This is a genomic window from Actinomycetospora sp. NBC_00405, assembly GCF_036044095.1.
GTDB lineage: Bacteria > Actinomycetota > Actinomycetes > Mycobacteriales > Pseudonocardiaceae > Actinomycetospora > Actinomycetospora callitridis.
The window spans coordinates 2,220,198-2,234,308 of the sequence record NZ_CP107938.1 but is presented as its reverse complement, the minus strand read 5'-3'; the positions used below and the strand labels follow the sequence as shown (position 1 = coordinate 2,234,308).

Here is a 14,111-nt window from a genome sequence, read left to right as displayed (position 1 = left end):
ACGTCACCAGGGAACCTCGCCGGCGTCCTCGAAGAAGCCGCCGGTGGGGCCGTCGTCCGGCAGGGTGGCCAGGCGGATGGGCGTCGCGGCGCCCTGCTGCGTGGTGCGGTGCCCCCGGTGGCCGTTGAGGTCGGTCGCGACGTAGCCCGGGCACGCCAGGTTGATCTTGATGTTCGTGCCCTCGAGCTCCCGGACGTACTGGAGCGTCACCGCGTTCAGGTAGGTCTTGGACGGCGAGTAGCCGATCGCGACCGGGCCGGCCCGACCGGCGCTCTGGCGCGTGAGGGACCCGACGGTCGAGGACACGGTCACGATCCGGGGGTGCTCCGAGCGGCGCAGCAGCGGCAGCATCGCGTTCGTGGTCCGGATGACGCCGAAGACGTTCGTCTCCAGCACCGTCCGCAGGATGTCGAGGTCGATGGTGCTCGGGTCCTGGGGCGTGTCGCCGGTGACGCCGGCGTTGTTGACGAGGACGTCGAGCCGGTCGAGGGAGGCTGCCGCGGCGGCCACGCTCTCGTCGTCGGTGACGTCGAGCGGCACCCCGAAGGCGTCCACACCCTCGGCCCGGAGCTTCTCGACGGCCTCCTCGCGACGGCGGTCGTCGCGCGCGCCGACGCCGACCCGCCAGCCGAGGGCCCCGAGGCCCGCGGCGATCTCGTAGCCGATGCCCTTGTTCGCCCCGGTGATCAGCGCTGTTGTCATGCCGCCATGCTCGGCCCGGTCGCCGCCGGCGATCCAAGACCGTCTCGGTGCGCGGCGATACCCCGGGGGTATGAATGAGGGGGTGGAGACCCGGGAGCTGCGCTACTTCGTCGCGGTCGCCGAGGAGCTGCACTTCGGGCGGGCGGCCGAGCGGCTCGGGATCGCCCAACCGCCCCTGTCGCGCGCGATCCGGGCGCTGGAGCGCCGGCTCGGCGCCCCGCTGTTCGACCGCACCACTCGGGCCGTGGCGCTCACCGAGGCCGGCGTGGTCCTCCTCACCGAGGGCCGGGCGGCGCTCGACGCGGTCGACGCCGCGGAGCGCCGCACCCGGCGGGCCGCCGGCGCGCGCCCGGTGCTCGGGCTGGTCGCGAAGGCCGGGGCGTCGCAGGAGCTCCTCGCGAAGCTGCTCGACGCGTACGCCGCGGAGCCCGGGGCGGTCGAGGTCGACGTCACGCTCTGCGGGCCCGGCGAGCAGGAGCGGGTGCTGCGCGACGGCCGGGCCGACGTGGCCCTGCTGCACCGGCCCTTCGACGTGACCGACGGCTACGACACCGAGGAGCTCGCGGAGGAGGGCCAGGCCCTGTTCCTGCCGGCCGGGCACCCCCTCGCCGGCCGCGCCGAGCTGCGCACGGCCGACCTCGCCGACCTGCCGCTGCCCCGCTGGCCCCGTCCCGACGGCGGGTTCTCCCCGGGCGAGGGCCCGCAGGTCCACGACGGCGCCCAGCTCCAGCAGCTCGTCATGCTCGGGCGCGCGGTGGCGGTGCTGCCGGACTCCGTGCGCGCCGGCCTGCCCGCGGGCATCGTCGCGGTCCCGGTGGTCGACGCGGCCCGCGTGACGACCCTCCTGGCGTGGCCGCCCCAGAGCCGGGTGCGGGGCCTCGCCGATCTGGTGCGCGTGGCGTCCCGGCTCTGAACTTAGGCTACCCTAATTCCCGGGGGTAGGGTCGGGGCATGGCTGCTCCCGACACCCAGGCCCCCGCCGCCCCGGCACCGTCCGCACGGACCCGGAAGGGCGGCGCGGGCCACCGCCTGCGCGTGCTGCGCTCCGAGCGGCTGACGCCCCACCTGCTGCGCGTGGTGTTCGGGGGACCGGCGCTCGACGGCGTCGTCGACAACGGCTTCACCGACAAGTACGTCAAGCTCGCCTTCCCGCGGCCCGGCGTGGAGTACCCCGAGCCGTTCGACGTCCCCGCGATCCGCGAGTCGATGCCGCGCGAGGCGTGGCCGATCGTGCGGACCTACACCGTGCGCGCCCTCGACCACGCCGCGGGCGAGCTGGCGATCGACTTCGTCGTGCACGGCGACACCGGCGTCGCGGGCCCGTGGGCGCTGGCGGCGGCCCCGGGCGACGAGCTCACGATGATGGGGCCGGGCGGGGCCTACGCGCCGTCGCCCGAGGCCGACGCGCACGTCCTGGTGGGCGACGAGGCGGCCCTGCCCGCCATCGCCGCGGCGCTCGAGAGCGTCACCTCCGGCGTGCCCGTGCACGCCTACGTCCAGGTCGACGGCCCGGACGACGAGATCGCCCTCGCGACGTCCGAGGCCGTGACCCTGCGCTGGCTGCACCGCGACGCCGGCGAGGACCTCGTCGAGACCGTCCGCGCCGCCGAGTGGCCCGCGGGCACCGTGCACGCCTTCGTCCACGGCGAGACCGGCGACGTGAAGGCCCTGCGCTCCCACCTGCTCGGGGAGCGCGGCCTCGACCGGGCGTGGCTCTCGATCTCCGGCTACTGGCGCCGCGGCGCCGACGAGGACACGTTCCAGGCGGAGAAGAAGGCTTCGCCACGTGAGTGATTCGGGTCGTCGGAACGACCCACATCACTCACGTGGCCGCGGGCCATCGGGGCCGACGGTGAGCATCGACCCCACCGACGGCACGCCGCGGTCGTCGACGAGGAAGAGCAGGTACGGGCCCGGTGGGGTCAGGCCCGGCTCCTCCGGGACGGTCACCGAGAGCCCGCCGGCGGTCGGCGCGGTGTCGAGGGCGACCGAGCGCATGTCGGTGGTGGTGACGTGGGTGGCGGTCGAGGCCTTGATCAGCCGGGCGCTGCGGATGTGCTCGGGGGCCGGCGTCGGGATCGTCGCCGTCTGCCCGCGCGCCAGCGTCGGGGGCGCGTCGGTGATCGTCGGCCGCCCGCCGCCCCGGAAGAGGTAGGGCGGGCTGTAGATCTCGATGCGCTGCTCGAAGGTGCCCGGGACGAGGTTCTGCTGGTCGTCGAACAGCGGGTCCGAGCCGGCGGTGAGCACGCGTCCGTCGGGGAGCAGCAGCGCCTCGGTGTGGTAGTCGCGCCCGACCGCGGGGTCGGCGGCGGCGGTGATCCGACCGGTGTCGGGGTGCAGCAGGCGCGCGATGTGGTTGTTGGTCCCGCCCTTGCCGCGGTAGTCCCGCGAGCCGCCCGAGATCAGCATCGTGTCGTCGGGCAGGTCGACGAGGTTCGGGTACCGCACGCCCTCGGGCAGGCTCGGGCCGGCGGTGAAGTGGGGCGCCGGGTCGCGCAGGTCGAGGTAGTCGATGCGCCCCGTGGACCGCGGGCTCTCGCCGACCCCGCCACCACCGACGACGGCGAGGCGCTGGTCGTTCACGGGCCCGAGCCAGGCGGAGCCGGCCGTCTCGAGCAGGTCGGGGTCGCGCATGCCGGGGATCGCGGCGAAGGCGCCGGTGTCGGTGTCCCAGAACCCCGGCTCGCGCCCCTTCTCGGCGGGGCCGTAGCCGGCGTTGGCCCCGGTGTAGACCATCCGCCCGGCCTGTGCGGTCTCGAAGATCGCGGGGTAGGTCGGGAAGTAGCGCGTGAGGTCCTTGCGCTCGGAGAAGGTGTTCGTCGTGGGATCGAAGATCTCGGTCTGGCCGTTGAGGACCTCGCCGGCGCCGTCGAGGCCCGCCACCGTCAGCACGCGGCCGTCGGACATCGGCGTCAGCGTCGCGTACCAGCGGTGGAACGCCATGTCGGAGACCTGCGACCACGTCTCGCGGACGGGGTCGAACGTGTAGGCCTTGTTGGTGCCCTGGTAATCCTGCTTGCGCAGGGTCATCTGCTGACCCTGGCCGTAGACGTTGCGGGCGACGTCGGGCGCGAGGCCCTCGATCCGGTACTGCCCGGGTGCGGTGGTCAGGGCACCGGGACCGGGGTCGACGGCCTCGACGAAGACCGGCTCCTCCGACGCGACCACCTGCGTGCGGCGTCCCTGGCCGCTCTTCTGCGCCGGCGGGAGCTGCGTCTCGGCGTCGGCGCGGTAGCGCACGCCGGTGGGGGAGACGAACACCGTGCCCGCCGGCAGCACCATCGGGGCGTTCGGGTCCTCGTTCTTCACCGTCATCGTGCCGGCCGCGTTCGTGACCGCGCCGTCGAGCCTCTCGTAGCGCTGGGTGCCGCCCGCCACGAGCAGCCGCCCGTCCGGCAGCGTCGTCTGCCCGCCGCAGAACATGTCGTCGGGGACCGGGATCATCCGCGACTGCCCGGTGGTCGGGTCGTAGAGCAGGCTCTTGAGCGCCCGCGTCGCGAACATGTCCTCCTTGTTGCCCGACCCCGCGATCAGCAGGACCTTGCCCGAGGAGAGCAGTGCGGCGTGGATCGCGTTGACGCGGCGGTCGTCCGGCACGTCGATCGTGTCCCAGTGCCCGAACGCGCGTTCGTACTCCGGGCTGTTGATCAACTGCTCGCGACGCCACTCGCTGATGTAGGAGAACGCCGGGGGCACGTTGACGCCGAGCAGGACGACCGCGCCGAGGACGACGAGGACGATCTGGCGGACGCGACGGGTGTTCGCCACACGCACCGGGCTGGGCTCCTGGCGGGTCGACGACGGGGCCGGGCGCGACGTTAACCCAGGTCAGCGGCCCCTCTGAACGCGCCCCGATCCGTGCCCGGGTGTCCCGTCACGGGCGATTCGTCCTGTGAGACGGATCCTCAGAAGGCCGCGTCGCGGTGGTAGTCGGCCGCGGCGAGGGTGCCGTCCGGGCCGAACGACAGGACCCACACGCTGCCCTTGCGGGACGGCGGGTCCGCGAGGTCGCGGTCCGAGAGCGGCGCGCACCCGGCCCGCGTCGCGGCCGTCGCCAGCACGCGCACCAGGTGCGGGATGCCGTCGCCCTGGGCGCACACGGCGGCCACCACGCCGCCGGTCCCGCCTGCGGTGAGCCGCTCGAGGAGCGCCAGCGCGGGCCCGTCGTCGCGCACGACCGCGCCGTCGCCCAGCTCCGGCGCCTCGTGGATCGTCACGCCCGCCGCCTCCGCGTACGGCGCCAGCGTCTGGCGGCAGCGGGCCTTCGGCACCGCGTGCAGCGCGGTCACCCCGAACCGGGAGAGGAACCGGGCCAGGCGCTGCGCCTGCTCGTACCCCTCCTCGACCAGCGGGCGGTCGGCGTCCGGGCCGTCCCAGTCCGAGCGTTTCCCCGCGAGCGCGTGCCGCACGAGCAGCAGGGTCCGCAGCGTCGGCGGGCGCGCGGTGAAGGCGTCGACGACGTCGCGGTCGGACTCGTAGGTCAGCAGCGCCACGGCCTCGGGCGGGGAGAGCCAGCGCAGCTCGTCGGTCTCGTCGCCGGGCGTGAAGCGGCCCTCGCCGGCGCGCGCCGACCAGAACTCGACGACCTTGTCCTCGGCGCCGACCATGTAGCGCACCGTCCGCAGGTGCCGGCCGAGCACGGCGGCGAACCCCGTCTCCTCGGCCAGCTCCCGCACGGCCGCGTCGACCCGCGTCTCGCCGGGATCGACCTTGCCCTTGGGCAGGCTCCAGTCCTGGTGGTGCGGGCGGTGCACGACCGCCACCTCGACGTCCTGCCCGGTGCCGTCCGGGCGCCAGAGGACCGCTCCCGCAGCGTGAACCGTCACTGGGTCGACTCCCGCTCCGCGCCGTCTCCCCGGACCGTCACTTCCGGCTCTGCCGCTGCTGCAGCAACCGGAGCTGGTGGTCGTGCACCGACAGGCCCTCGTGGCCCTCGCCGGCGGCGACCGGCCACGGATCCCAGGACCCGTCGGGTTCGAGGATCCAGCTGCGGGTCCCCGGGTCGGTCGCCGAGTCGAGGATCGAGGCGAGCTCGGCGGACAGGCGCGGGTCGGTGACGGGCACGAGCGCCTCGACCCGGCGGTCGAGGTTGCGGTGCATCATGTCCGCGCTGCCGATCCAGTACTCGTCGGCGCCGACGAAGTGGAAGATCCGCGAGTGCTCGAGGAAGCGGCCGAGGATCGAGCGCACCCGGATGTTCTCCGAGAGGCCCGGCACGCCTGCCCGCAGGGAGCAGAGCCCGCGGACGATGAGGTCGACGGGCACGCCGGCCCCCGACGCGCGGTAGAGCGCGTCGATCACCTGCTCGTCGACGAGCCCGTTGACCTTGATCCGGATGCCGGCGGTGTCGCCGCGCTCGGCGCGCTCCCGCTCGTGGTCGATGCGCTCGACGATCCCGCGCCGCAGCCCGTACGGGGCGACCAGGAGCTTGCGGTACGAGGTGCGCCGGGCGTAGCCGGTGAGCACGTTGAACAGGTCGGTGAGGTCGGCAGCGATCGTCTCGTCGGCGGTGAAGACGCCGATGTCCTCGTAGAGGCGGGCGGTCTTGGGGTTGTAGTTGCCGGTACCGAGGTGGCAGTACCGCTTGATCGTCGAGCCCTCCTGGCGCACGACGAGCACGGCCTTGCAGTGGGTCTTGAGGCCCACGAGGCCGTAGACGACGTGGACGCCCGCGCGCTCCAGGGCACGGGCCCACCCGATGTTGGCGCGCTCGTCGAACCGCGCCTTGATCTCCACGACGGCGACGACCTGCTTGCCGGCCTCGGCGGCGTCGATCAGCGACTCGACGATCGGGGAGTCACCCGAGGTGCGATAGAGCGTCTGCTTGATCGCCAGGACCTTCGGGTCCGCCGCGGCCTGCTCGATGAAGCGGTGCACGCTCGTGGAGAACGAGTCGTACGGGTGGTGCACCAGCACGTCGCCCTCGCGCAGCGTGGCGAACACGCTCTTCGGCGTCTCGCCCTCGCTGAACGCCGGGTGCTTCGCCGGGACGAACACCGGGTCCTTGAGGTCCGGGCGGCTCAGGCGCATCAGCTCCATGAGCGCCGAGAGGTCGAGGCGCCCCGGCACCTGCACGACGTCGTGCGGGTCCACGTCGAGCTCACGCAGCAGCAGCTCGAGCATGTGCTCGCTCATCGAGTCGGTGATCTCCAGGCGCACCGGCGGGCCGAAGCGCCGCCGCGCCAGCTCCCGCTCGAGGGCCTGCAGGAGGTCCTCGTCGCGGTCCTCCTCCACCTCGAGGTCGGCGTTGCGCGTCACCCGGAACACGTGGTGCTCGACCACGGTCATGCCCTCGAAGAGCTGGTCGAGGTTCTCGGCGATGAGGTCCTCGATGGGCAGGAACCACGCCTGGCGGTCGCTGTCGTCGGGGGAGTCCTCGTCGGGCTCGGGGCCGACGCGCACCAGACGCGGCACGTTGTTCGGCACCTTGACGCGGGCGAAGTGCTCGGTACCGGTCTGCGGGTCGTGCACGGCGACGGCGAGGTTGAGCGACTGGTTGGAGATGTAGGGGAACGGGTGCGCCGGGTCGACGGCCAGCGGCGTGAGCACGGGGAAGACCTGCCGGGCGAACCAGTCCGAGAGCCGGGGCCGGGCCCAGTCGGTGACCTGCGACCAGTCGATGAGGTGCACGCCCGCCGCGTCGAGCGCCGGGGCGATCTCGTCGAGGAAGACGCGGGCGTGCTTGTGGGCCAGCTCCTGGGTGCGTGCGGAGATCCGGGTGAGCTGCTCGCGCGGGGTCAGGCCGTCGGCGCCACGCACGGCGAGCCCGGCCTGGTCGCGGCGCTTCAGCCCCGCGACGCGGACCATGTAGAACTCGTCGAGGTTCGACGCGAAGATGGACAGGAACTTCGCCCGCTCGAGCAGCGGCTGGCTCGGGTCCTCGGCCAGCGCGAGCACCCGGGCGTTGAACTCCAGCCACGACAGCTCGCGGCTGTCGTAGCGGTCGGACGGCAGGTCGGCGGGCGCCGCGGGGCCGGCCGTCGGCGCGGCGGGGGCCCCGGGCGTGCGGCCCCGCGCCCCGCGGCCGTTCTCGTCGGCGGCGGCGGGAGGACGGGGACCGGTCAGCTCCTCGACAGGGGTGCTGTCGGGGGTGCCGTCGGGGGCGTGGGTGGGGGCGTCGGCACGGGCGTCGGCACGGGCGTCGGCGCGGGCGTCGGCAGGGGTGTCGGCAGGGGTGTCGGCAGGAGCCGCGGTCCCGTCGCTCGACCCGGTCTCGGCGGACGTGGACGACGTGGAGGGGCTCACGCCGCCGATGGTGCCCGAGGTGCCCGGGCACCGCGAGGGACCCGCGACGCGGACCACCCCCGTCCCTGCGCCCGACGGGCGTGGCTCAGCAGGCCGTCTCGCGCGCCGGGGTCCCCACGGCGGTGGCGGTCGGGGGGTCGGGCCAGGCCCGGGTGTGCGGGCCGGCGCCGAGGTCGCGGGCCCGGGCCAGGTCGCCGGGGGTGTCGACGTCGCCCCGCAGGCCCGGCCACGCGCCGTCGAGGGCCACGGCTCCGGACGCGGCGTGCGCGGCCGCCGATCCCGGCCCGAAGCGCGGGCGCAGCGGGTGGCCCGGCGAGGCGACCAGCAGCGTCGTGCCGGTGCCGGCGTGGTCGGCGACGAAGGCCGACGTCGCGTTCTCTGCGAACCGGGCCGCCGCATGGGCCAGGGCCTCGTCGAGCTCGTCGGGACGCAGGGCGGGCAGGTCGGCCTGCAGGACCGCGACGGCGTGCTCGCGCGAGCCGGTGCGCCGCAGGTGATCCGCACCACGGCGCAGCGCCGCGTTGAGGCCGCCGCCGGTGTCGCGCACGGTTTCCCACGGCCCGCCCGCCCCCAGCTGCTCGGCGGGCTCGGTGGTGACGACGACCAGCCGTCCGGTGCGCTCCGCGGCACGGGCGGCGCGCAACGTGTCGCGGGCCAGGGCGAGGGCCAGGGCGCGGTGGGCCTGCTCACGGGACACGTCGTCGCCCGGCAGGTCGGCGACGGCCGGGGCGAGTCGCGACTTCGCGCGGCGCAGCTCCTTGACCGGCACCACGAGGTCGACCAGCACGTCCACGGCTCCAGTCTGCCCCTCGACGACCAGCGGGGGGCGGGTGATCGGACCCGGCGGGCCCCGCTGGACCGGCCTCCACGGTCGGGAGAGACTTCCCGCGACGGGACGGGGTGGTCCGGACCCGTACGAGTGTGGACGTGGAGGTGGGCGAGCCGGTGGCACGGGCGCGCGAGAAGGGCGGGCCGTGGGTGGCCCTGGCCGCGGCGGTCTTCTACCCGATGACCCTCCTGCTGGCGAAGCGCCGCATGGAGGGCCTCGAGAACGTGCCGGAGCGCGGCCCGGCGATGCTGGTGTGCAACCACGTCTCCTACCTCGACCCGGTGTACACGGCGGTGTTCGTCCACCGGGCGAAGCGCGTGCCGCGGTTCCTGGCCAAGGCGTCGCTCTGGGACGTCCCCGTGCTCGGCCGGACCCTGAGCGGGAGCCGCCAGATCCCCGTGAGCCGCGGCTCGGTCGAGGCCGGCGCGAGCCTCGACGCGGCCCGGACGTCGTTCGCGGACGACGGCGTCGTCGTCATCTACCCGGAGGGCACGATCACCCGCGACCCGGAGGGGTGGCCGATGAACGCCCGCTCCGGCGCCGCCCGCCTCGCCCTCGACAGCGACGTGCCGGTCGTCCCGGTCGTGCACTGGGGCACGTTGTCGGTGTACGACCACTACAAGCGCCGCTTCCGGCCCTCGTGGCGCACCACGATCACCGTGCGGGCGGGCGACCCCGTGCCGCTCGACGACGTGCGCGCCCGCGCCCGGGAGGCCGGCCCCGACCGCGACCGGTCCACCGAGGTGGCCCTGCTCCGCGAGACGACCGACCGGATGATGTCCGCGGTGCGCGACCTGCTCGCCGACGTCCGCGGCGAGGCGGCGCCGGAGCCCACCCGCAGGCCGCGGGGCTCCGGCACGTGAGCGGCACCCCCGTGCCCCTGCGGCGCGTGGCGGTGCTCGGGGCCGGCACGTGGGGCACGACCTTCGCCAAGGTCCTCGCCGACGCCGGGACCCCGGTGACGCTGTGGGCGCGGCGCGCCGAGGTCGCCGAGCACGTGGCCCTGGACCGCTGCAACCACGAGTACCTGCCCGACGTGACGCTGCCCGCCGCGCTCGCCGCGACCGCCGACGCCGACGAGGCCCTCGACGGCGCCGACGCCGTCGTGCTGGCCCTGCCCGCCCAGCGGCTGCGCGAGAACCTCGAGCGCTGGACCGGCCACCTGCCGCGCGGTGTCACCCTCGTGAGCCTCGCCAAGGGCGTCGAGCGCGGCTCGCTGCTGCGCATGAGCGAGGTGATCCGTGAGGTCACCGGGGCCGCGGCGGACGAGGTCGCGGTGGTGTCCGGGCCCAACCTCGCCGGGGAGATCGCCCTCGAGCAGCCCACCGCCACCGTCGTCGCGTGCTCCGACCACGAGCGCGCCGTGTCGGTGCAGCACGCCTGCTCGACGGGCTACTTCAAGCCCTACACGAACGCCGACGTCGTGGGCTGCGAGCTCGGCGGCGCGTGCAAGAACGTCATCGCGCTGGCCTGCGGCACGGCAGCGGGCCTCGGCTACGGCGACAACACCACGGCCTCGCTCATCACCCGCGGCCTGGCGGAGATCTCGCGGCTCGCGGTGGCGCTGGGCGCCGAGCAGATGACGCTCGCGGGCCTCGCCGGGATGGGCGACCTCGTCGCCACGTGCTCGTCGCCGCTCTCGCGCAACCGGCGCTTCGGCGAGGCCCTGGGTCGCGGCCTGAGCATGGCCGAGGCGGAGGAGGCGAACCACGGCCAGGTCGCCGAGGGCGTGAAGTCCTGTGACGCGATCGGCGAGCTCGCCCGCCGCCACGGCGTCGACACCCCGATCGTCGATGCCGTGCGTCGCGTGTGCGCCGGCGAGGTGACGGCCAAGGAGGTCGGCGACGAGCTGATCAACCGGGAGCTCAAGGTCGAGTGAACAACCGGGGTCGCCGTCACGTTTGCGGGCCCGGGGCCCGGGAACACTGGCGGCGATGGACGTGCTGCAGCGGATGGGCCCACGAACGGTGCCGAGGACGGCGGTGGCACCGCTGGAGCTCTGCGCACTCGCGGACACCGGCAACGCAGCCATCCTGCGCCGCCGCTTCCGCGCCTGGGTCGACCCGCTGGCCGACCTCGACACCGCCGACGACCTCGCGCTCGCGGTGTACGAGGCGCTCGCCAACGTCGTCGACCACGCCTACGTCGAGCGCGGCACGCCCGGCCTCATGACCCTCTGGGCCGCCGTCTCCTGCCCGCTGCTGACCGGACGCGACCTCGTCGTGACCGTCACGGACGAGGGCGCCTGGCGGCCGAGCAACGGGCCGGGCTGGCGCGGACGCGGGCTGCCGCTGATGCGCGAGCTCACGCACGCCACCGCCGTGCTCCCCGGGGACCACGGCACCACCGTGCAGCTCCGCCGGCGCATCCGGACCGCCGACGACCGCACGGTGGCGCTGGTCTAGCTCGTCCGGTCTCCTCGGCGCGGCACGTGCGGAGGCACCGGCGTGTCCTCCGGCAGCGCCGGGCACGTCGTCACGCCGGTCACGCGCATCTCGAGGCCGACGACGCCCGCCCACCGGCCGTCGCCCGCCGCGACGGCGTCGCCGTCACCCGGCGGGCCCGTGCGCGCCTTGACGCTGGCCTCGGTGAGGTCGAGCGCGACGATCGACGTCGCGGCCATCTCCTTGCGGCTCGGCGGGTCGGCGTGGTCCTCCTGGCCCGGCGCGACCTGGCGGACGAGCGCCCGCATCGCGGCCAGGGCCTCGTCCCGGTCGGTGACCCTGCGCGCGTGGCCGCGGACCACGGCGCTGCGGTAGTTCGCGGACTGGCTGAACCAGCGCCGCGCGTAGACCAGCCCGTCGATGATCGTGACGGTGACGCACACCGGCTCGTCGCCGCGCAGGCTCGCCGCGCCGCTGGAGCCGTGCAGGTAGAGGGTCTCGCCGACCCGCGCGTGCAGCGTGGGCAGCACGACGGGCTCGCCGTCGACGACCCGGCCGACGTGGGCGACGAGGGCCTCGTCGAGCACGGCGTGCAGCTCGGCGCGGTCGGCGCGCTGGCGGTCGCGGTGGCGGCGGACGGTGGAGCGGTCGGTGGGGGAGAGCGGTGGCGCGGTCACGGCGTCCATCGTCGGTGACACAGTGGCATGCTCGAACGGCCACTTCCGTCCGACTCCAGGAGGCCACTCGTGCGCGGCCTGCCTCCCGAGCTGGCGCTCCCGCTCGACCGGGCGACGCCGACCCCGCTCGCGACCCAGCTGGCCGACGGTCTGCGCGCCGCCGCGGCCTCGGGCGCCCTGCGCGTCGGCGAGCGGGTGCCGTCGACGCGCGTCCTGGCCGGCGAGCTGGGCGTCAGCCGTACGGTGACCGCCGCCGCCTACGACCAGCTGGTCGCCGAGGGCTGGCTCGGCCCCCGCCGCGGCGCGGGCACCTACGTGCTGGCCACCGCCCACGTGAGCGACGTTCCCGGCCATGGCCGGGAACTTCGCTCACGGGGGACGGAGCTGCTCGACCTGCGGCCCGGGTCCCCGTGCCTCGCGGTGCTCGACCGGCAGGCCTGGCGGCGGGCCTGGCGCCACGCGGGCGACCGCGAGCCCGCGCCCCGCCCCGAGCACGCCGGCGTGCCCGCCTTCCGCGACGCCGTCGCCCGCCTGCTGCTGCACCACCGCGGGCTCGCCGCGACGCCCGGGGACGTGCTCGCCACCGCCGGCACCACCGACGGGTTCGCCGAGGTCGTCGCCGTGCTCCGGGCCCGCTCCGGGCGCGCCCCGCGGGTCGCCGTCGAGGACCCCGGCTACGTCCGGGCCACCGAGGTGCTGCGCGACGCCGGCGCCACCGTGGTCGGGGTGGGTGTCGACGACGAGGGCCTGCGGGTCGACGACCTCCCCGCGGGGCTCGACGCCGTGTACCTCACGCCCGCCCACCAGTACCCGCTCGGCGCCCGCCTGCCCGTGGCGCGGCGGACGGCGCTCGCGGAGCGCGCCCGCGACGAGGGCCTCCTGCTCGTCGAGGACGACTACGACGGCGAGCTGCGCTTCGACGTCGCCCCGTTGCCGCTGCTCGCCGGCCTGGCGCCCGACGTCACCGTGCACCTCGGCACCACCAGCAAGATCCTCTCGCCGACCCTGGGCGCGGGGTGGATGGTGGCGCCGCCCGCGGTGCGCGGCGCCGTGCTGGAGCGCCGGCGCCGCACCGGGGTGCGGCCCGCCCCGGCCGGCCAGCAGGTCGTGGCCGCCCTGCACGCCGACGGCGCCCTCGCCCGCCACCTGGCCCGGCTGCGCCGCGAGCTGGGTACCCGCCGGGCGCGGGTCGTCGACGCCGTGACCGCCGCCGGGCACGCCGTGCGCGGCGACCGGGCGGGCGCGCACCTGCTGGTCCCGCTGCCCGACCGGGCCGCCGAGCGGACGACCGTCGACGCGGCCGCCCGCGTGGGCCTGCAGATCGGCGGGATCGGCGAGCACCACCTCGACCCCGAGGTGCCGGGCGCGGCGTGCGGCGTGCTCGTCGGGTGGGCCGGCCCGTCGGCGGCGGAGCTGGACGACGCCCTCGTGCGACTGGCGGACGTGCTCGCCGGGCGGACAGGATCGTCCCCGTGACCGAGCCCCTGACGTACGGGCGCTACCTGCACCTCGACGCGCTGCTCACGGCGCAGGCCCCGCGCTCGCGCCCCGAGGCCCACGACGAGCTGCTGTTCATCATCCAGCACCAGACCTCGGAGCTGTGGCTCAAGCTGGCCCTCCACGAGCTCACCGGCGCCTGCGACGACCTGGCGGGCGACGACCTCCCGCTCGCGCTCAAGCGCCTGGCCCGCGTGAAGCACGTGCAGAAGCAGCTCATCGAGCAGTGGACGGTGCTGGCGACGCTCACGCCGACCGAGTACCAGCGCTTCCGCGGGTTCCTCGGGTCGTCGTCGGGCTTCCAGAGCTACCAGTACCGGGCCGTCGAGTTCGTCCTGGGCGCCAAGGACACCGCGATGCTCGAGGTGTTCGCCGACGACGAGGCGGCGCGCGCGGTGCTCACCGCGGCGCTGGACCGGCGCAGCCTCTACGACGAGTTCCTCCGCCTGCTCGCCCGGCGGGGCCTCCCGGTGCCCGACGACGTGCTGCACCGCGACGTCCGCGAGCCCCACCGGGAGGACCCGCGCCTGGTCGAGGTGTTCCGCGCGATCTACGACGCCCCGGAGGAGCACTGGGACGTCTACGAGACCTGCGAGGAGCTCGTCGACATCGAGGACAACCTCCAGCTCTGGCGCTTCCGCCACCTCAAGACCGTCGAGCGCACGATCGGCCTGCGCACCGGCACCGGCGGGACGAGCGGGGCGTCGTTCCTGCGCCGCGTCCTCGACCTGTCGTTCTTCCCCGAGCTGTACGCGGTCCGGACCGCCCTCTGAGCCC

At 75.2% G+C, this 14,111-nt stretch carries 13 protein-coding genes; 7 read left to right on the top strand and 6 right to left on the bottom strand.

Annotated elements, in window-relative coordinates:
• Window positions 1–3: 3 nt before the first annotated feature.
• On the bottom strand, window positions 4–702 hold the full coding sequence (locus tag OG774_RS11035; RefSeq protein WP_328309344.1) for an SDR family oxidoreductase: 699 nt from the start codon (window positions 700–702) through the stop codon (window positions 4–6).
• A 70-nt stretch (window positions 703–772) separates the two neighbouring features.
• On the opposite strand from OG774_RS11035, the gene OG774_RS11030 reads away from it, so the two are divergent.
• Together OG774_RS11030 and OG774_RS11025 are read left to right on the top strand one after the other, a co-directional pair.
• A complete protein-coding gene (locus OG774_RS11030) occupies window positions 773–1,615 on the top strand; it encodes a LysR family transcriptional regulator (protein ID WP_328309342.1) in 843 nt (280 codons plus the stop codon).
• A 38-nt stretch (window positions 1,616–1,653) separates the two neighbouring features.
• Window positions 1,654–2,496 (top strand): siderophore-interacting protein, encoded by an 843-nt coding sequence (locus OG774_RS11025; RefSeq protein ID WP_328309340.1) that lies wholly within the window; start codon window positions 1,654–1,656, stop codon window positions 2,494–2,496.
• Window positions 2,497–2,520: 24 nt separating this feature from the next.
• On the opposite strand, the gene OG774_RS11020 is transcribed toward OG774_RS11025, so the two are convergent.
• From OG774_RS11020 to cofC, 4 genes are all read right to left on the bottom strand, one after another.
• Window positions 2,521–4,476: a galactose oxidase-like domain-containing protein gene (locus OG774_RS11020; protein ID WP_328309338.1), complete on the bottom strand. Its 1,956-nt coding sequence runs from the start codon at window positions 4,474–4,476 to the stop codon at window positions 2,521–2,523.
• Between the two features lie 131 nt (window positions 4,477–4,607).
• On the bottom strand, window positions 4,608–5,528 hold the full coding sequence (locus tag OG774_RS11015; protein ID WP_328309336.1) for an NUDIX hydrolase: 921 nt from the start codon (window positions 5,526–5,528) through the stop codon (window positions 4,608–4,610).
• Between the two features lie 37 nt (window positions 5,529–5,565).
• Window positions 5,566–7,947 (bottom strand): RNA degradosome polyphosphate kinase, encoded by a 2,382-nt coding sequence (locus tag OG774_RS11010; RefSeq protein WP_442873974.1) that lies wholly within the window; start codon window positions 7,945–7,947, stop codon window positions 5,566–5,568.
• Between the two features lie 85 nt (window positions 7,948–8,032).
• Window positions 8,033–8,740, bottom strand: a complete 708-nt coding sequence (gene cofC / locus OG774_RS11005) for a 2-phospho-L-lactate guanylyltransferase (protein ID WP_328309334.1) — start codon at window positions 8,738–8,740, stop codon at window positions 8,033–8,035.
• A 140-nt stretch (window positions 8,741–8,880) separates the two neighbouring features.
• On the opposite strand from cofC, the gene OG774_RS11000 reads away from it, so the two are divergent.
• Genes OG774_RS11000 through OG774_RS10990 form a run of 3 tightly spaced genes read left to right on the top strand, consistent with a single transcriptional unit; the run spans window position 8,881 to window position 11,181 of the window.
• On the top strand, window positions 8,881–9,639 hold the full coding sequence (locus tag OG774_RS11000; RefSeq protein WP_328309332.1) for a lysophospholipid acyltransferase family protein: 759 nt from the start codon (window positions 8,881–8,883) through the stop codon (window positions 9,637–9,639).
• Window positions 9,636–10,655, top strand: coding sequence for an NAD(P)H-dependent glycerol-3-phosphate dehydrogenase (locus OG774_RS10995; protein ID WP_442873973.1), 1,020 nt, complete (start codon window positions 9,636–9,638; stop codon window positions 10,653–10,655). The genes OG774_RS11000 and OG774_RS10995 overlap by 4 nt, the downstream gene beginning before the upstream one ends.
• A gap of 55 nt (window positions 10,656–10,710) precedes the next feature.
• Window positions 10,711–11,181, top strand: a complete 471-nt coding sequence (locus tag OG774_RS10990) for an ATP-binding protein (protein WP_328309330.1) — start codon at window positions 10,711–10,713, stop codon at window positions 11,179–11,181.
• Here the strand turns inward: OG774_RS10990 and OG774_RS10985 are convergent.
• Complete coding sequence (locus OG774_RS10985; protein ID WP_328309328.1) at window positions 11,178–11,846, bottom strand: pyridoxamine 5'-phosphate oxidase family protein; 669 nt, start codon at window positions 11,844–11,846, stop codon at window positions 11,178–11,180. The two genes, OG774_RS10990 and OG774_RS10985, sit on opposite strands and share 4 nt — an antisense overlap.
• A 60-nt stretch (window positions 11,847–11,906) precedes the next feature.
• Between OG774_RS10985 and OG774_RS10980 the strand changes: the two genes are divergently transcribed.
• Together OG774_RS10980 and OG774_RS10975 are read left to right on the top strand one after the other, a co-directional pair.
• Window positions 11,907–13,313, top strand: a complete 1,407-nt coding sequence (locus OG774_RS10980; protein ID WP_328309326.1) for an aminotransferase-like domain-containing protein — start codon at window positions 11,907–11,909, stop codon at window positions 13,311–13,313.
• A complete protein-coding gene (locus tag OG774_RS10975; RefSeq protein ID WP_328309324.1) occupies window positions 13,310–14,107 on the top strand; it encodes a tryptophan 2,3-dioxygenase in 798 nt (265 codons plus the stop codon). The genes OG774_RS10980 and OG774_RS10975 overlap by 4 nt, the downstream gene beginning before the upstream one ends.
• Window positions 14,108–14,111 lie beyond the last annotated feature (4 nt).

Coding starts and splice junctions, on each gene's coding strand:
- OG774_RS11025 (WP_328309340.1), top strand. CDS start 1,654: ATGGCTGCTCCCGACACCCAGGCCCCCGCCGCCCCGGCACCGTCCGCA.
- OG774_RS11035 (WP_328309344.1), bottom strand. CDS start 702: ATGACAACAGCGCTGATCACCGGGGCGAACAAGGGCATCGGCTACGAG.
- OG774_RS10985 (WP_328309328.1), bottom strand. CDS start 11,846: ATGGACGCCGTGACCGCGCCACCGCTCTCCCCCACCGACCGCTCCACC.
- OG774_RS11030 (WP_328309342.1), top strand. CDS start 773: ATGAATGAGGGGGTGGAGACCCGGGAGCTGCGCTACTTCGTCGCGGTC.
- OG774_RS10990 (WP_328309330.1), top strand. CDS start 10,711: ATGGACGTGCTGCAGCGGATGGGCCCACGAACGGTGCCGAGGACGGCG.